A 17411-nucleotide genomic window follows, 5' to 3' on the forward strand; every position below is an offset into this window, starting at 1 on the left:
TCAGAAACCCCCTGGAGAACGTGCTTACGCGCACAGGACTCTCCGACCGCCACGATGGTTGTACGCCTCGTCGGGAGTCCTCGCCCACACCGCCTTCCCGGGGCCGCCGGGCGACGGCAGCGCGGCTGCGTCCCCCCGCGCGCCCGGCCGCGGCGGGACGACGGGCGCCGGGGGCGCCTCAGCCCCCGCCGCCCCCGCCCGGCGGCAGGGCCGCCGCCAGCACCTCCGCCAGGTGGCGGGCGCGGTGGCCGCCCAGCTGCGCCAGCTGGGTGCGGCAGGAGTAGCCGTCCGCCAGGAGGACGGCGTCCGCGGGGGCGGCCCGGACCGCGGGCAGCAGCCGGTCCTCCGCACAGGCGACGGAGACCTCGTAGTGGCCCCGCTCGAAGCCGAAGTTGCCCGCGAGGCCGCAGCAGCCGCCGCTCAGCTCCCCCTCCAGGCCGGCCGTCCGGAGCAGGTCGCGTTCCGCCCCGTCGCCGAGCACCGCGTGCTGGTGGCAGTGCGTCTGCCCCGCGACGGGGCGGTCCAGCCGCGGCGGGCGCCAGGCCGGGGCGCACTCCCGGAGGGTCCCCGCGAAGGTGCGCACCCGCTCCGCGAGCCGCGCGGCGCGGGGGTCTGCGTCCAGCAGCTCCGGAAGGTCCGTGCGCAGGGCCGCGGCACAGCTGGGCTCCAGCACGGTGACCACCGCCCCCAGGTCGAGCAGCGGTTCCATGGTGTCCAGGGTGCGCCGCATGACGGCGCGGGCCCGGTCGAGCTGCCCCGTGGAGACGTAGGTCAGCCCGCAGCAGACCCGCCCGGGCGGGAGCACCGCGCCCACCCCCGCCGCCCCGAGCACCTCCAGCGCGGCGGTGCCGACCTGCGGGGAGAGCCGCTCGGTGAAGGTGTCCGGCCACAGCACCGCGGTACGCCCGGCGTCGAGGACCGCCGCACGGCCGCGCAGCCGCTCCCGCGCCTCGGCGGTGAAGGGGCGCCGGGCGAGGCGGGGCAGCGCCCGCTCGGGCGCGATGCCCGCGGCCCGTTTGGCGAGCGAGGCGAGCGGCCCGGCGCCCGCGAGCGCGTTCAGCAGCGGGGCCGCCGGGGCGGCCAGGCGCAGCCACTCGGGGAGGCGGCCCAGGGCGTAGTGGGAGGCGGGGCGGAGTCGGCCCGCGTAGTGGTGGTGCAGGAACTCCGCCTTGTAGGCGGCCATGTCGACGGAGACCGGGCAGTCGCTGCGGCAGCCCTTGCAGGAGAGGCAGAGGTCCAGCGCCTCCCGCACCTCGGCGGAGCGCCATCCGTCGGTGAGCACCTCCCCGGCCAGCATCTCGTGCAGCAGCCGGGCGCGGCCGCGGGTGGAGTGGCGCTCCTCGCCGGTGACCCGGTAGGACGGGCACATCACCTCCGCCCCCGTGCCCGGGCCGTCCGCACGGCACTTGGCCACGCCGACGCAGCGGCCGACGGCCCGCCCGAAGTCGCCCCCGTCGTGCGGGTACGCGTAGGCGGTGTCCACCGGGCGCCGGGGCAGCACCGCGAGACGGAGGTCGGCGTCGAGGGGCGCGGGCCGGGCGAGGACACCGGGGTTGAGGCCGCCGTCCGGGTCCCACAGGTCCTTGAAGCGGCCGAACAGGGCGACCAGTTCCTCCCCGTACATCCGGGGCAGCAGCTCGGCCCGGGCCAGTCCGTCGCCGTGCTCCCCCGACAGCGATCCGCCGTGGGCGACGACCAGGTCGGCCGCGTCCTCGGAGAACCGGCGGAAGGCCGCGACGCCGGACGGCCCGGTGAGGTCGAAGTCGATCCGGACGTGGATGCAGCCGTCGCCGAAGTGGCCGTAGGGCGTGCCGCGCAGCCCGTGCCGGGCGAGCAGTTCCCGGAAGTCGCGCAGATAGGCGCCGAGACGGGCCGGGGGCACGGCGCAGTCCTCCCAGCCCGGCCACGCCTCGGTGCCGTCGGCCATGCGGGTGGCGGTGCCCGCGGCGTCCTCGCGGACGCGCCACAGGGCGCGCTGTCCGGCCGGGTCGGCGACGACGGCCGCGTCCAGCGCGTCGGCGGCGGACACCAGCGCCGCCGCGGCGGCCCGGGCCCCGGCGGGGGTGTCGCCCCCGGTCTCGGCGAACAGCCAGGCGCCGCCGCGGGGCAGGCCGGAGCGGGCCCCCGGGTCGCGGACCAGGTCCTCGGCCATGCCCTCCACGGTGAGCGGCCCGAGCGGCAGCAGCCCCGCGGCCGCCTCGGCGGCGGCGCTCTCGTCGGGGTAGCCGAGGACGGCGAGCGCCCGGTGGGCGGGGGCGGGGACCAGCCGGACGGTGGCCTCGGTGAGGACCGCGAGGGTGCCCTCGCTGCCGCAGTAGGCGCGGGCGGTGTCCCGCCCGCGCTCCGGCAGCAGGGCGTCGAGGGCGTAGCCGGAGATCCGGCGGGGCAGGCCGGGGGGATAGGCGGTGCGCAGGGCGGCGAGGTGCCCGTCGACCAGCTCCCGCACCCCGGCGGGGGAGCCGGCCCCGTCCGGCCCCAGCCGCAACCGGTCGCCGCGGTAGGTGAGGACGTCCAGGCCGCGGACGTTGTCGGCCGTGGTGCCCCAGGCGACGGAGTGGGCCCCGCAGGCGTTGTTGCCGATCATGCCGCCGAGGGTGCAGCGGCTGTGGGTGGAGGGGTCGGGGCCGAAGGTGAGCCCGTGCGGCGCGGCTGCCGCCCGCAGCCGGTCCAGCACCAGGCCGGGCTGGACGACGGCCGTGCGCGCCTCGGGGTCGAGGGAGACGAGGCCGTTCATGTGCCGGGTGAGGTCCAGGACGACGCCTCTCCCGGTGGCCTGGCCCGCGATGGAGGTGCCGCCGCCGCGCGGCACCACGGGGACCCCGGCCTCACGGCACACGGCGAGGGCGGCGGCGGTGTCCTCGGCGTCGCGCGGTGCCACGACGCCGACGGGGACCCGCCGGTAGTTGGAGGCGTCCATGGTGGCCAGCGCCCGGGCGGCGGCGGAGAAGTCGACCTCGCCGCGGACCGCCCGCTTGAGCGCCCGGGCCAGCCCGTCCGTATCCCCTGTGTGTCCCGCGTGTCCGCCCGGGCGCCCCGTGCCGCCCTCCGGGGCGGTGCGGGGGCCCGCCCCCCGTTCCCGCCGTGGTCCGCCCGTCCGCCCGTCCGGGCGCTCGGGGTCGGGGCCGTCCGCCGTTCGCTGCTGCGCCATGGCCTCAGCTTGACGCGCAGACCGCCCGGTGCGCGAGTGGACGCCCGGGATGCGCGGGAGCCGTCGGCGGCGGCCGGGCGCGCAAGGTCACGGGACACGAACGAAGCGGCGAAGGCGGCTCCCGCCTCTTGCCTAAGTGATCGTCAGTTCTCCTATAGTGACCAGCGATTGATCGGACTCGTGAGCTCACCACAGCGGCCTGCCCTGAACCGACCTCTTCTCCGGAAGGCACCGTTCGATGACCGGCACCCCCGAGAAACGATGAAGCGCACCGGGGCGCACCTGGGCGCGGCGAAGATCGCGGTGGTGGGCGGCTGCGGAACCGGCCGGACGACCATGGTGCGGTCCGTCAGCGAGATCCGCCCCCTGCACACCGAGGAGGCGATCAGCGGCGGCACCCCGCCCGCCCGCACACCGGGCAAGACCGCGACGACGGTCGCCCTGGACTTCGGGCGCATCACCCTGGGTGACGATCTCGTCCTCTACCTGTTCGGCACACCGGGGCAGGAGCGGTTCCGCTTCCTGTGGGACCGGCTGCTCGACGGCACCAGCGGCGCCGTCGTACTGGTGGACACCCGGGCCGTCGGGGAGGCGCGGGACGCGGTGGAGCTGCTGCGGCGCCACGGGACGCCGTTCATCGTGGCGGTGAACGACTTCGGCGGGCCGTTCCGCGCCGAGGAGGAGATCCGCCGCGGGCTCTCGCTGCCCGAGGACGTCCCGCTGGTCGAGTTCGACGCCCGCGACCACTCCTCGTGCAAGTTCGTGCTGATCGCCCTGATGGAGCACCTCGGCACGGCGGCCCCGCACTCCGCGGTCTGAACGCCCGCCCGTGCGCGGGCTCCCGGACGACCTCGTTCGGGGGTTTTCGCGCGCCCCCTCGCCGTGCCCCTCGCCGTGCCCCTCGCCGTGCCCCGGACGGCCGCCGGAGCCGTGCCCGCGGGCCCCGGCGCGTCCCGGCGCCGCGTCTCAGCGTCCGGACCGGGGCCACGGAGCCCCCCGGGGAGGGGATACGCTCCGGGTCGTGGCTGATATCCAGATTCCCGCTGACATCAAGCCCGCCGACGGCCGTTTCGGCGCGGGCCCCTCCAAGGTGCGTACGGAGGCGCTGGACGCCCTGGCCGCCACCGGCACCTCCCTCCTCGGAACCTCCCACCGCCAGGCCCCGGTCAAGAACCTGGTCGGCGAGGTGCGCGAGGGCGTGCGCGAGCTGTTCTCCCTGCCCGAGGGCTACGAGGTGGTCCTGGGCAACGGCGGCTCCACCGCGTTCTGGGACATCGCGACCCACGGGCTGATCGAGAACAGGTCCCAGCACCTGACGTTCGGCGAGTTCTCCTCCAAGTTCGCCAAGGCGGCCAAGCTCGCGCCGTGGCTGGCCGAGCCGACCGTCGTCTCCTCCGACCCGGGGACCCACCCCGAGCCGCACGCCGAGGCGGGTGTCGACGTCTACGGCCTCACCCACAACGAGACCTCCACGGGTGTCGCCGCCCCGGTCCGGCGCGTCGAGGGCGCGGACGAGGGCGCCCTGGTCCTGGTGGACGCCACCTCCGGCGCGGGCGGCCTGCCCGTCGACATCGCCGAGACGGACGTCTACTACTTCGCCCCGCAGAAGTCCTTCGCCTCCGACGGCGGTCTGTGGATCGGCGTGTTCTCCCCCGCGGCGATCGAGCGCGCTCAGCGGATCCACGCCTCCGGCCGCCATGTGCCGGAGTTCTTCAGCCTGCCGACGGCGATCGACAACTCCCGCAAGAACCAGACGTACAACACCCCCGCGCTGGCCACGCTGTTCCTGCTGAACGAGCAGCTGAAGTGGATCAACGGCCAGGGCGGTCTGGAGTGGTCGACGGGCCGTACGGCGGCCTCCGCGCGCGCCCTGTACGGCTGGGCCGAGGCGTCCAAGTACGCCTCGCCGTTCGTCGTCGACCCGGCCAAGCGCTCGCAGGTCATCGGCACCGTCGACTTCGCGGACGAGATCGACGCGGCCGCGGTCGCCAAGGCGCTGCGCGCCAACGGCGTGGTGGACACCGAGCCCTACCGCAAGCTGGGCCGCAACCAGCTGCGGGTGGCCATGTTCCCGGCGATCGACCCGGCGGACGTCGAGGCGCTCACCGCCTGCGTGGACTACGTGATCGACAAGCTCTGACGGGCCGCCGCACGGCCCCGGGTGCCCGCCGCGCGGCGGGCGGCCGGGGCCGTGCCGCGTGGTGGCGGGTCCGCGTGCCGGGGCCCTCAGCCCTTGCGCCGCCGCAGGGCGAGGATCAGCAGCGCAGCGCCGCCGAGGACGAGCATCGCCGGGACCGCGGGGCCGCCCTGCGACTCCGCTGCGCCGTCCGGCCCGGCCGCGTCACCGCCGCCGGAGGCGCCGGAACCGCCGCCCGTCCCGCCCTCCTCGGCCCCCGGGGCCTCGAAGGGCACCCGCTCCACGGGGCTCTGCCCGCCCTCGGTCCCGAACATCAGCGCCTCTCCGTCGAGCGTGAAGGAGACGGACTCGGCCTGCCGCTGGATCGGGGCGCGGATCCGGAAGTCCTCACCCAGGCCCCCGTCGGCCCACCGGTAGCCGCGGGCGCTGAAGTACGAGCGGAGCACCAGGAACCGCCCGTCCGGGGAGAAGGCCCCGTCGGTGACCCAGGGGACCTCCCCGATGCGCCGGAAGACGTTCACGGCGCCGGTGGTCAGCTTCTCGGGGCCCTCGTAGAGGCCGCCGCCGTCCTCCCTCTTCGAGGCGATGTAGACCCGGCCGGTCACCGGATGGACCATCAGCGCCTCGGCGTTGCGGGGCCCGTCGGCGTACTGCACGTCGAACTGCGTGGCGGTGACGGTCTGGTCGCGCAGCTGTCCGGGTTCGGGGAAGCGGTAGATCCAGACGTGGTCCCAACCGCCGTCGAGGTTGTCGCCGATGTCGCCGACGTAGACGTCGCCGTCCGGGCCGACGGAGACCGCCTCCATGTCCCGCGGCGTGCCGACACCGCGCAGGGTGACGGTCGCCACGGTCTTCCCCGTCCGGGAGTCGACCGCGAACACCCTGGGCTCGTCCTGGTCGTTGTGCGTCCAGTAGATCCCGGGGTGCGCCCGGCTGGCGGCGAGGCCGCTGGACTCGACGATCCTCGGGTCCTCGACGGTGAACCCGGGGTCCTCGGCGGCGGCCGCGGGCACGGCGGCGGTCAGCACGAGCAGCACGGCGGCGGCACCGGTGGCGAGCGGAAGCGAACGCATGGCCCAAGACTGCCACCTCGGTGGGGGAGCGCGGCGCCCCCGGCCGGGGCGGAGGGGTGCGCCGGGGGCCCGCGCGCGGCGCGGCGGGGAACCCCCGCGTGCCGCCCGGGCGCCGGGGGCGACGGGGCCGGGGCGGCGGCTCCGTCGCCCGGGCCCCGTCGGGGCGGCGGCTCGGGGACGGGAGGCCGGGGGTCGTGGCCAGCCTCACACCGCTGGTCACTGCCGGGTTACCGGCGGGTTCGGCGATGATGTCGGCCATGCGCTTCCTGTTCGTCGGCGATTCCATGACCATCGGGTGCGCCGGCGACTACAGCTGGCGCTACCGGATGTGGCAGCACCTGGCCGCGCTCGACGAGCCGCACGAGATCGTCGGCCCGCGGGACACCCTCTTCGACACGGCCGAGAACGCCCCCGTCTCCACCCGCTACGCCGACCCCTCGTTCCCGGCCGAGGCCCGCCGCCACCTGGCTGGTTGGGGCGAGGGCTGGCTGCACATGGCACCCGTCATCCAGGACGTGGTCACAGCGCACCGCCCCGATGTGCTGCTGGTCTCGCTCGGCCTGATCGACCTCGGCTTCTACACCGACGCCGGGCAGACGGAGGGCAACGTACGGGAGTTCGTGGCCCGGGCCCGGGCCGCCAACCCGGCGGTGCGCATGGTGCTCCTGCCGGTGATCCCCAACGTCCGCGCCGAGACCGACGCCCCCTTCGCGGCCGAGTGCGAGCGCTTCAACGACCTGCTCGCCAAGGCCGTCGCCGACCTGGACTCCCCCGCCTCCCCGCTGCTGCTCGCCTCGCCTCCCCCCGGGTACGACCTCCGTGCCGACACCTACGACGGCACCCACCCGGGCCCCAGCGGCGAGATCAAGCTCGCGGGCGCCTTCGCCGACGCCATGCGGCAGGCGTGGGGGCTGGGCAGCGGCTACGGCGTGGCCGCCTGAGGGACCGGCCGGCCCCGCGGTGGCGGGACCGGGCGGGGCCCGGAGCAGGCGCCCCGGGCCGTACCGGTCAGCCGGAGAGCAGCTCCGGGTGGTCGGCGAGCCCCGCGAGGTGACCCGCGGGGTCGGCGATCAGCCTGCGGCTCGCCAGATCGAGCATCCCCGCCACACCGGTGATCTCCGCGGCCACGGTGCCGTCCTCGGTGAGGACCTGCTGCTCGACCCGGAAGGTCTTGCCCTCGCCATAGACGAACCGGCAGGTCACCCGGACCCGGTCGCCGCCGCGCAGCTCGCGGGCGTACTTCACGGTCACCTCCAGCGCGACCGGGCCGACACCGCTGGCGAGCAGCTTCTCCTGCGGCAGTCCGGCGGCCCGCAGCAGCTCCCAGCGGGCGTGCTCCGCGTACTGGAGGTAGACGGCCTGGTTGAGGTGGCCCTGGGTGTCCAGCTCGTAGCCGCGCACCGTCACATCGACGAAGAAGGTCATGATCGGGCAACCATGCGCTCCCCCTTCGGCATTCCCGGCGGCGGGCCGCTCCCCGTTCCGCGTTCCCGGCGGCGGCCCGCTCCCCGTTCCGCGTTCCCGGCCGCGGGCCGCTCCCCCTTCCGTGTTCCCGGCCGCGGCTCCCGGCCGTCCGCGGGCCGGGGGGTTCGAACCGGCGCGGCGGGGCACCCGGTACACCGTCCGGAACCGACCGCGATCCCGAGAGGGGCCGAACCATGGCACAGGAGCTGCGGGCCGAGGACATCATGACCCAGGCCGCCACCTGCGTGGGCGCGCACCAGTCACTGCACGAGGCCGCCCGGATGATGCGGGACCTCGGGGTGGGCGCGCTGCCCATCTGCGGCGACAACAACCGGCTGACCGGCATGGTGACCGACCGGGACATCGTCGTCACCTGCTGCGCCGAGGGAGTGGACCCGGCGACCGTCCAGGCCGGGACCCTGGCGGGCGAGCTGCACTGGACGGACACCGGGGCGAGTGCCTCCGAGGTCCTGCGGATCATGGAGGAGCACCACGTCAAGCGCCTGCCGGTGATCGACGTGAACAGCGGGCACCGGCTGGTCGGCATGATCACCGAGGCGAACCTGGCCAGGAACCTCAGCGACGCCCAGATCGCGGAGTTCGCCGCGGCCGTCTACGCGCAGGCGTAGGGGCCGCCGGGGCGCACCGCCGCTCGGGGGGCGGGGCCCGGCCCCCGAGCGCTGCTCCGGGCGGCGGGAAAGCCCGTGCCGCCCTTGCCCGGAGCGCGCTCGAAGGCGTTGGGTTGAGGCCCATGGAGTACACACAGCTAGGACGCACAGGACTCAGGGTCAGCCGCCTCGTCCTCGGCACGATGAACTTCGGGCCCCAGACCGACGAGGCCGACAGCCACACGATCATGGACGCGGCGCTGGACGCGGGCGTGAACTTCGTGGACACCGCCAACGTGTACGGGTGGGGCGAGAACAAGGGCCGCACGGAGGAGATCATCGGCTCCTGGTTCGCGGGCGACACGCGGCGACGGGACAAGGTGGTCCTCGCCACCAAGGTCTACGGCTCGATGGACCGTTCCGGCGGGACCTGGCCCAACCACGACAAGCTCTCCGCGGTCAACATCCGACGCGCGGTCGAGGCCAGCCTCCGGCGGCTGAACACGGACTACATCGACCTCTACCAGTTCCACCACATCGACCGGGACACTCCCTTCGAGGAGATCTGGCAGGCGGTGGACGTGCTGATCCGCCAGGGCAAGATCCTCTACGCCGGCTCCAGCAACTTCCCCGGCTACAAGATCGCCCAGGCGAACGAGGCCGCCGCCCGGCGCGGCATGGTCGGGCTGGTCAGCGAGCAGTGCCTGTACAACCTGGCCGAGCGGCGGGCGGAGATGGAGGTGGTTCCCGCCGCCCGTGACTACGGACTGGGCGTGATCCCCTGGTCGCCGCTGCACGGCGGGCTGCTCGGCGGGGTGATCCGCAGGGAACGCGAGGGCGGTGCGGGGCCCCGCTCCGGTGGCGGGCGGGCGGCGGAGGCACTGGCCGACACCGCCCTGCGCGGACGGATCGAGGCCTATGAGGACCTTCTCGGCAAGCACGGCCTGGAGCCGGGCCAGGTGGCTCTCGCGTGGTTGCTGACCCGTCCGGGCGTCACGGGCCCGATCGTCGGCCCGCGGACCAGGGAGCAGCTGGACTCGGCCCTGCGCGCGGTCGAACTCGACCTGGGCGAGGAGCTGCTGGCGTCCCTGGACGAGATCTTCCCCGGCCCGGGCCCCTCGCCGGAGGCCTTCGCCTGGTAGGCATGGGGGTCCTCGCCGGAGGCCTTCGCCTGGTAGACGTCGGGCTCCTCGCCGGAGCCGGCGCCTGGCAGGCGTGGCCCCCGCACCGGCCGCCTCCCCCGTCCCGGCCCCGGGCGAGGCGGTCGCCGCCCTTCCGGTCGCCGGGTCGGCCGCAAGGGCCCCGCCCCCGGCGCAAGACCCTTGCAGGGGGCGCTTTCCGGACCGATCGGGAAGCTTCGCGAGGACGCGTCCGGGCCGGTCGGCGTGGCCTTTCGTATACGGCCTCCGCGCCCGGCGCGGGCCTGCGCGCCTCCCTCTCCCGCCTCCGGCCTGCCCCGGCGCGCCCGCGGCGCACGGCTGCCGCACGGACTCCCGAAACACCCCTGCCATTGCGCAAGTTGCCGCAAAATCTTTCAGCAGGGCACCGCGCGTCCCTAGGCTTCCGGTCACGGAGCGACGCCGGAGAACCCCCGCGTCCCCGCCGCCCGGCCACCGACGCAAAGGAAGCCCGATGAGACCCTCCGCACGCTCCGCAGCCCGTTCCGCGGCCCGCTTCGCCCTCCCCGCCCTCCTCGCCGGCACGGCGGCGCTCACGGGCACCCCGGCGGCCGCCGCCGACCCCGCCCCCGGATGCGTCACCCACTCCTCGGGCTGGCGGTACACCTTCGTCACCAACGGCTGCGCCGACCCCCAGCGGGTCACCGTCGCCTATCTCGACGGCACGGCGGTGCCGTGCCGTACGGCCGCCCCGGGCGGCACCGTCACCTTCCCCGGGTACGGGACGCAGGGGAACCGGGTGCTCTCGGTCGACCTCTGCCCCGCGGGCGACTGAGCCCGGAGCAGCCCGGCACCACCGGGGCGGGGCGGGCACGGGGCACCCACGGGCGGCGGGGCCGCAGCGCCCCGGCGGTCGCGAACAGGCGCCTCAGTAGCAGCAGTCGTCGCAGGAGCAGGGCGGCTCGTACAGTTCCCGTCGGCGGCGCTCGTCGCCGAGGCGGGCGAGCCGGTGCTCCGGGAGGTGGTCCTGCACCTGCCACCACTCCAGGGTGAATGCGCAGTCCTCCTCCCCCTGGACCAGGAACGGCCCGTTCTCGCGCAGCGGTTCGTAGAAGTACCAGCGGTCCGCGCGGGCGAGCACCGCCTCCGGGGCGGGCTCGGCGGGGCCGCCGTCCTCCCCGAGGGCGCGGACGCGGTGGACGTCCGCCGCGGTGATGTCGCGCACCGGGGCCAGGACGAGCGGCCAGCACGTGGGATCGTCCGAGTCGTCGACGCCCTCCGGCACTCGGGCGGGCTCCCCGGTGAGCACGCGCACCGCCCACTCGCGCAGCCCCGTCGCTGCGGAGACCTCCCCCACGGGCAGACCGCTGCGGACCGCGTGCACGGCCAGGCCCTCCGTCTCGGTGAGGGCGCCACGGCCGTTCTCGACCGACCTCGCCGCCGCGCCCGCCGTGTGCAGCCAGTACCCCGGGGCGCAGCCGTCCGGCACCGGGTCGCCGAGGTGGTCGGCGCAGCGGCTCCCGGGGCCGAGGGGCGCCTTGTTGGTGCAGAGGGAGTGCCCGCACAGTTCGGCCACCCGCTGGGTGCCCAGTTCGGCGTCGAAGAGGGTGCACGCGCGGAACACCCGCCGGGGATCGCCGCCCTGCGCGGTGAAGAACCGTATGCGCTCGCCGGGCCGGGCGCGCTCGATCCGGAAGGTCCTGACCTCCCATGCGGAGAGGACGTACCCGGCCATGGCCACGGCCAGGGCGGGGAAGGGGCGGAAGGGCTGCGTGGTGGAGTCGTCGAGGGTCGGTATCCGGGTGAACGGGCGGCGGGTGTCGTGGTCGTCGAGGTGGCGGAGTGCGAGTGCCAGGAGTGCGGCGGCGTCGACGTCCGTGCCGTCTGCTTCGGGCATGGGGCGCTCCGTTCTGGGGGGGCGGTGGCAGGGCGGGGCCGTTCGCTCCGGGCACGGGGCGGGACGGCCTGGCAGGTCGGTCCGGGCGGGACGGTCCGGGCGGGACGGGACACTACCGGCGGACCGGCGGCGACAGGAACGCCTTTTGACCGCCGGAGGGACCGCACGGTGTTCCGGATCACACCGCGGGCGATCGCCTTCGGCCGGAGCGGGCGCATGACGGGCAATCAAGAATGCCGGGCCAAAGGGATCGCACGCGAAATCCGCCGGAATTCTCACCGGAAAGGACTCCGGGTAACGGGGAGTGGGTCTTCTTGAGCCCTGTGACCCTGCGTGGTACTTCTTTCCTCGCGCCGCATCGGCGCCTCAAGGCCATTGACCACGGCCTTGACGCAGGGGGCGGGAAGAGCAGACTCAGAACGCGACGCCGACCCCTGCCATCGCACTTGAGGGGAATGAAGTTGTCGTCTGTTTTCTTGCGGCGATCGGGGGGCTCCGGAGTCCTTGCGGGGATATCCGCGCTCAGCGCAGCCGCGGTTCTGGCCACTGCCGTCCCGGCCCACGCCGGCACCGGGAGCGGTGGAGCCCCGGCGGAGCGCGCGGCCGCGGTGGTGGAGCACGCGACCGGTGTCGCCGACCTCGTGCCCGGTACGGCGCCCGCGCCGGACGCGGCCGCGAAGGCCGTCACCGGCACCGCCGCCGGGCAGGTCACCGTCACGGCCCCCGCGGAGGCGGGGGGACTGGTGGAGCTGAGCGCGGCGGACGGCAGCCGTGTGCGTCTGGGCCTGCCCGAGGCCGAGGGCGTGGCAGGGGTCGCGACCGGCTCCGGCACCGTGGTCTATCCGGGCGCGGGCGGCGAGGACGTGGATCTGGCCGTGCAGCCGACGACCGACGGCGGAGCCCGCGCCCTGGTCACGCTGAAGGACCGCTCGGCGGCCCGCGTCCACCGCTTCGACCTTGATCTGCCGGAGGGCTCACAGCTCGCCCCGGACGGGACCGGCGGGTACCTGATCGTCCGGGAGGAGGGGCCCGGCGCCACGGCGGTGCTCGGTGCGATCGACGCCCCCTGGGCGAAGGACGCCCGCGGCAAGGCCGTTCGGACCGCCTACCGGCTGGAGGGCGACGGCCTCGTCCAGACCGTGTCCCCCGACGCGGGGACCGTGTTCCCGGTCGTCGCCGACCCGAAGGTCTCGCTCGGCTGGAGCATCTATCTGCGGTTCGGCAAGGCGGAGGTGAAGAAGCTCGCCGGCACGTCGGTCTACCATTTCGCCGCCGTGGCAACGGTGATGGCGTGCGCCAAGATTCCGAATGCGGTCGCCGCTGCCGGTTGCGGGGCGGCACTCACCGCGCAGATGGCGTCGCTGCGGTCCCAGATGCAGGATGCGGCCAAGGCGAATCAGTGCGTGGAATGGAAGGTCAGCTACGTGGGCGTGATCACGGGATGGAAGCGGTACAAGTGCTGAACGTGGCGAAGGACCTGGGAATTCTGAGCGGTGTCTATCTCTCCGCGACCCTGCTGGTGTGGATCGTGGCGGGTGCGTCCGCGGCCCTGTGGATGCTGATGCTGCTGCCCGCCCTCGTCGCGGGGCGGCTGCTGCTGCACCACCGCGGGGCGCTGGCCGCGGCGGCGCGGGAGCGGCGGGGGCGCTGAGGCCGACGGGCCGGGGGCTGCGGGGCGCGCAGGCGCGGCCCGCACTCCGTGCGTCGGGACCGCGTGGGCGCGGGACTGGGGTGCGCCGCACCGCGGGGGCGGCGGGGCGGCGGCGGTGCGGCGGGGCCGGCCGGGCTCAGCCCAGGGCGCCGGCCACGGCGACGATCGCGAACAGCAGCACCAGCGCGGCGGCCATGATCCGGTTGCGGGTCTTCGGGTTCACGCTTCGAGGTTAACCCGGGTCCAGCAGGGGCCAGGACTCGACCGTCTCGTAGCGCGGCTGCTCGCCCCGCACCCCCCGCACCGGAAGGTTGCTGCGGACCAGGCACAGCCGGTCGACCTGCCAGGACAGGCTCTCGAAGCCGCGGAGGGCCTCCGCGTAGGGACGCAGGTCGGTGTCCTCGCGCGCCCGGGCGACGGTCAGGTGGGGCGTGTAGGGGCGGTGGGCGTCGACGGTGATCCCGGTGCGGCGGGCCGCCGCCAGGGAGCGCTCGGCGAGCAGCCGCATCGTCGCGGCCTCCCCGTCCGCGCCGACCCAGAGCGCCCGGCGCCCGAAGTGCCCGCCCCCGCGCAGCCGCAGCGGGAACGCGGGGGTGCGGTGGGCCGCCCTGCCGAGGCGTTCGCGGAGTTCGGGCAGGAGGCCGTCGTCGACCTCGCCCATGAAGGCGAGGGTGAAGTGCCATCCGGCGCGCCCGGTCCAGCGCAGCCCCGTCGCACCGGGCAGGTCCCGCAGGCCGCCGAGCACCTCGGCGAGTTCCTCTGCGGCCCGCGGCGGCGGCAGCACGGCGGCGAAGAGTCTCATGCGCACATGATGCCGGTACCCCCTCCTCGGGGCCCGGCGCGCACCGGGCCGCCACCGGGACGCGGCGGGGCTACTGAGCGCCCCGGGTGGACCGGGTGGCGGCCCGGGCGGTGGGGGTGAGGGTGGGCGTGGGGGTGGCGTCGCTCGGGACGTGCGGGGCGTGCGGGATGTGAGGGATGTGCGGGGCCTGAGGAGCACGCGCGGGGCACGCGGGAAGGGGCGCGAGGGGCGCCGGTGCCCCGGGGTCAGAGGCTGCGGGCGGTGATGTCGCCCTGCTGGGTGGTCGCGTGGATCGTCAGGTCGGGCGCTCCCTCCGCGTTCCCGAGGGCGTTGCGGATCCGGCCGGAGGAGGTTCCTGCGTCGAGGGCGGCGGAGGTCCCCCGGGCGGCGCCGACGCTGATGTCGCCCTGGGCGGTGCGGAGGGTCACCGTGCCCCGCTCGGCCTCGTCGACCGTCAGGTTCCCCCGGGACGAGCTGATCTCGGCGGATCCGGTGAGGCGGCCGACCACGATGTCGCCGTCCTGGACCGCGAGGCGGGCGTCGCCGGCCTCGTCGAGCCGCACCTCCCCCTGCGCACCGTGGAAGGCGACGGTGCCCAGCCGCCCGACTCCGCGCAGCCCGACGGCGGCCGTGGCGGCCTCCACATGGGAGCCGGCGGGCAGCCGGACGGCCACCTCGACCGCGCCGGAGTGCCCGAGGGGCCGCTTGCGCGCCTCCGGGGCCGCGATGCGCAGGACGCCGTCCCGGTAGGCGACCCGGATCTCCCGGGCGGCACGGACGTCGCGGCTCCTGGCGGCGTCGGCGGGCAGGACCTCGACGGTGGTGTCGGTGCGGTCTTCGGCGACGAGCCGGATGGTCCCGGCGGGGACGTCGAGGACGGCGGAGATGGGGGCGGGGGTGTCGAACGTCTGCATCGAGCTCTCCTCCATGAGGTTTCCGATGAAAGAAACGCTACGTTGCATTCACCAATCCATCAACACCTTCATTGCGACATCAGGGGAAACTTGCAGGTCAAAACCGTCCAATCATTGCAATGGACCTGCCGGATAACGCAACGCCCTTCCGGTCGACCATTGCAATGGACTGCAGGTGAACGCTAGGCTGGGCGACGGCGGGCCGCACGGTCCCGCCGGGGGACGAGGGCCACGAGGAGGCCGCGGTGCCGGGAGGCAGGCTCACCCAGCAGGAGCGTCAGCAGATCGCGTCGGGGCTGGCCGACGGCCTCGCCTACGCGGAGGTCGCCCGGGGCCTCGGGCGACCGACCTCGACCGTCACGCGCGAGGTCATGCGCAACGGCGGCCCCACCGCGTACCGCGCCGACCTCGCCCAGCGGGCCACGGGGCAGCGCGCCCACCGCCGCCGGACCGCTCCCCGGGGGCCGAGGGTGCCGGTGCGCGCCCACGGGCGCGACGACGGGGCGGTCCGCGCGTACGAGGAGAGCTTCACCACGGCGATGATGCAGTCCGGGATGCCCGCGATGATGGCCCGGGTCATGGCCGCCCTGAGTCTCACCGACAGCGGCAGCCTCACGGCCGCCGAACTCGTCCGGCACCTCGACGTCAGCCCGGCGTCCGTGTCCAAGGCGATCGCGTTCCTGGAGGGCCAGGGAATGGTCCGGCGGCAGCGCGACGAGCGCCGCCGCGAGCGCTATGTGATCGACGACGACATCATGTACGAGTCGATGATGGCCAGCGCCCGGGCCGTCACCCGGATCGCCCGGACGGCGGAGGAAGGGGTCGGCGTCCTCGGCTCCGGCACCCCGGCCGGCGTCCGGTTCGGGAACATCGCCCGCTTCCTGGACTTCGTCGCCGAGAGCACCGCTCGCGCAGCGGAGCAGGGGCGCGAGATCCTGCACAGCGGCCTCCCGGCCGCCGCGCACGGCACGCCCGCCCCCGAGGGCCCCGCGGCCTCGCAGCCAGCGGAGCGCCCGGAGGGCAGATAGCCGGAGTCCCCCGCGCGGGCGGACCCGCCCGGCGCCGGTCCGGGCCGCTCGCCGCCCCCGGTCCGGGCCGCTGACCTCCCCCGGGGCCCCCGGCTCGCGGCCGGGCACCCCCCGGCGGGGCCCTACGCCGCCGTGGCCAGCCGCTCCCGCGGCACGAAGCGGACCCGCGGGTGGCCGTGGTGCCACCCCACCGACAGGCGCAGTCCACCGGCCCGCGCGAGCATCACACCGACGCCCGCCGCGGCCAGCATGGCGACCGCTCCGCCCGCGGCGAAGCCGACCCGGGGGCCGTAGGTGTCGGTCACCCAGCCGACGATCGGGGCGCCGACGGGCGTGCCGCCGGTGAAGACCATCATGAACAGGCTCATCACGCGCCCCCGCATCAGCGGGTCGGTCGCCATCTGGACGCTGGAGTTCGCGGTGACGTTCACGGTCAGGCCGAACATGCCGATCGGGACCATCAGCGCCGCGAAGATCCAGAACGTGGGCGCGAAGGCCGTGACGACCTCCAGCAGCCCGAAGAGCACGGCCGCGCCGACCAGCATCCGCAACCGGGAGGTGCCGCGCCGTGCGGCGAGCAGCGCGCCGATCAGCGAGCCGACGGCCATCAGCGTGTTGAGCAGCCCGTAGGTGCTCGCGCCGGAGTGGAAGACCTCGTCGACGAAGGCGGCCAGCCAGATCGGGAAGTTGAAGCCGAAGGTCCCGATGAAGCCGACGAGCACGATCGGCCAGACCAGCTCGGGACGCCCGGCGACGTAGCGCAGGCCCTCGCGCAGCTGCCCCTTGCCGCGGGGGGCTCGTTCGACCTTGTGGAGTTCGGCGGGGCGCATCATGAGCAGGCCCGCGATCGGCGCCAGGAAGGACAGCCCGTTGAAGAGGAAGGCGTAGCCGCTGCCGACGGCGGTGATCATCACGCCGGCGACGGCCGGTCCGACCAGCCGGGCGGACTGGAAGTTCGCGGAGTTCAGGGAGACGGCGTTGCGCAGCTGCCCGGGGCCGACCATCTCGGCGACGAAGGACTGCCGGGCGGGGTTGTCGACCACGGTCACCAGCCCCAGCAGGAAGGCGGTGAGGTAGACGTGCCAGACCTGCACCTGGCCGCTGAGCGTCAGCAGGGCGAGCGCGAGGCCGGTCAGGCCCATGGCGCCCTGGGTGCCGAGCAGCAGCCTGCGCTTGGGCAGGCGGTCCGCGAGGACGCCGCCGTAGAGGCCGAAGAGCAGCATCGGCAGGAACTGGAGGGCGATGGTGATGCCGACCGCGGAGGCGGATCCGGTCAGGGTGAGCACCAGCCAGTCCTGGGCGATGCGCTGCATCCAGGTGCCGGTGTTGGAGACGACCTGCCCGATCGCGAAGAGCCGGTAGTTCCGGATCCTCAGCGAGCTGAACATGGTCTGCTTCTGCGGGGGTGCGGTGGTGTCGTGGGTGTGCGGTGCGGGGGCGGAGTCTGCTCCGGGTCCCGTACTCAAAGGGGCTCGCCTCCTCTGTATCGGTGTACGCGCGCTCCGGACGCCTTCGCTGTTCGCTCGCTCCGGGCCTCGCTTGTGGTGGTCGTGCGGTCGTGCGGTCGTGCC

16 protein-coding genes are annotated in these 17411 nt (G+C 75.0%); 9 read left to right on the plus strand and 7 right to left on the minus strand.

All coding sequences use genetic code 11. From position 1 onward, the window contains the following. Positions 1–178: 178 nt before the first annotated feature. Entirely contained in the window at positions 179–3148 is a 2970-nt protein-coding gene (locus ACGF15_RS20365; RefSeq protein ID WP_392800716.1) for an FAD-binding and (Fe-S)-binding domain-containing protein, read from the minus strand. A 261-nt stretch (positions 3149–3409) separates the two neighbouring features. On the opposite strand from ACGF15_RS20365, the gene ACGF15_RS20370 reads away from it, so the two are divergent. Then, positions 3410–3967 (plus strand): ATP/GTP-binding protein, encoded by a 558-nt coding sequence (locus ACGF15_RS20370; RefSeq protein ID WP_345613494.1) that lies wholly within the window; start codon positions 3410–3412, stop codon positions 3965–3967. 202 nt (positions 3968–4169) lie between these two features. Continuing rightward, positions 4170–5288: a phosphoserine transaminase gene (gene serC, locus ACGF15_RS20375; protein ID WP_345613496.1), complete on the plus strand. Its 1119-nt coding sequence runs from the start codon at positions 4170–4172 to the stop codon at positions 5286–5288. 86 nt (positions 5289–5374) lie between these two features. Here serC and ACGF15_RS20380 read toward each other — a convergent pair whose 3' ends face one another. Next, positions 5375–6358: a WD40 repeat domain-containing protein gene (locus ACGF15_RS20380; protein WP_392800720.1), complete on the minus strand. Its 984-nt coding sequence runs from the start codon at positions 6356–6358 to the stop codon at positions 5375–5377. A gap of 245 nt (positions 6359–6603) precedes the next feature. On the opposite strand from ACGF15_RS20380, the gene ACGF15_RS20385 reads away from it, so the two are divergent. Next, positions 6604–7299, plus strand: a complete 696-nt coding sequence (locus ACGF15_RS20385) for an SGNH/GDSL hydrolase family protein (protein ID WP_392800894.1) — start codon at positions 6604–6606, stop codon at positions 7297–7299. 67 nt (positions 7300–7366) lie between these two features. On the opposite strand, the gene ACGF15_RS20390 is transcribed toward ACGF15_RS20385, so the two are convergent. After that, positions 7367–7783, minus strand: a complete 417-nt coding sequence (locus ACGF15_RS20390) for an acyl-CoA thioesterase (protein ID WP_345613500.1) — start codon at positions 7781–7783, stop codon at positions 7367–7369. A gap of 233 nt (positions 7784–8016) precedes the next feature. Between ACGF15_RS20390 and ACGF15_RS20395 the strand changes: the two genes are divergently transcribed. From ACGF15_RS20395 to ACGF15_RS20405, 3 genes are all read left to right on the plus strand, one after another. Next, entirely contained in the window at positions 8017–8451 is a 435-nt protein-coding gene (locus ACGF15_RS20395; protein ID WP_362609397.1) for a CBS domain-containing protein, read from the plus strand. A 122-nt stretch (positions 8452–8573) separates the two neighbouring features. Beyond that, complete coding sequence (locus ACGF15_RS20400; RefSeq protein ID WP_345613504.1) at positions 8574–9572, plus strand: aldo/keto reductase; 999 nt, start codon at positions 8574–8576, stop codon at positions 9570–9572. Between the two features lie 490 nt (positions 9573–10062). Beyond that, positions 10063–10383: an alpha-amylase gene (locus tag ACGF15_RS20405; protein ID WP_392800725.1), complete on the plus strand. Its 321-nt coding sequence runs from the start codon at positions 10063–10065 to the stop codon at positions 10381–10383. Positions 10384–10476: 93 nt separating this feature from the next. On the opposite strand, the gene ACGF15_RS20410 is transcribed toward ACGF15_RS20405, so the two are convergent. Continuing rightward, a complete protein-coding gene (locus ACGF15_RS20410) occupies positions 10477–11445 on the minus strand; it encodes a hypothetical protein (RefSeq protein WP_392800728.1) in 969 nt (322 codons plus the stop codon). A gap of 608 nt (positions 11446–12053) precedes the next feature. On the opposite strand from ACGF15_RS20410, the gene ACGF15_RS20415 reads away from it, so the two are divergent. Next, positions 12054–12908, plus strand: coding sequence for a hypothetical protein (locus ACGF15_RS20415; protein WP_345613512.1), 855 nt, complete (start codon positions 12054–12056; stop codon positions 12906–12908). Continuing rightward, on the plus strand, positions 12887–13096 hold the full coding sequence (locus ACGF15_RS20420) for a hypothetical protein (protein WP_345613514.1): 210 nt from the start codon (positions 12887–12889) through the stop codon (positions 13094–13096). Before ACGF15_RS20415 ends, ACGF15_RS20420 begins: the two co-directional genes overlap by 22 nt. Positions 13097–13328: 232 nt before the next feature. Here ACGF15_RS20420 and thpR read toward each other — a convergent pair whose 3' ends face one another. Next, positions 13329–13898, minus strand: coding sequence for an RNA 2',3'-cyclic phosphodiesterase (thpR, locus tag ACGF15_RS20425; RefSeq protein ID WP_392800733.1), 570 nt, complete (start codon positions 13896–13898; stop codon positions 13329–13331). A gap of 245 nt (positions 13899–14143) precedes the next feature. Continuing rightward, positions 14144–14812, minus strand: coding sequence for a DUF4097 family beta strand repeat-containing protein (locus ACGF15_RS20430; protein WP_392800736.1), 669 nt, complete (start codon positions 14810–14812; stop codon positions 14144–14146). A 245-nt stretch (positions 14813–15057) separates the two neighbouring features. Between ACGF15_RS20430 and ACGF15_RS20435 the strand changes: the two genes are divergently transcribed. Beyond that, on the plus strand, positions 15058–15840 hold the full coding sequence (locus tag ACGF15_RS20435; protein WP_392800740.1) for a helix-turn-helix domain-containing protein: 783 nt from the start codon (positions 15058–15060) through the stop codon (positions 15838–15840). A 122-nt stretch (positions 15841–15962) separates the two neighbouring features. Here ACGF15_RS20435 and ACGF15_RS20440 read toward each other — a convergent pair whose 3' ends face one another. Further along, the gene (locus tag ACGF15_RS20440) at positions 15963–17306 is read right to left on the minus strand and encodes an MFS transporter (protein ID WP_345613520.1); all 1344 of its coding nucleotides are present in this window, start codon (positions 17304–17306) and stop codon (positions 15963–15965) included. Positions 17307–17411: the final 105 nt, after the last annotated feature.

Origin of the sequence: Streptomyces sp. NPDC048001, from assembly GCF_043203115.1 — a bacterium.
Taxonomy (GTDB): Bacteria; Actinomycetota; Actinomycetes; order Streptomycetales; family Streptomycetaceae; genus Streptomyces; species Streptomyces sanyensis.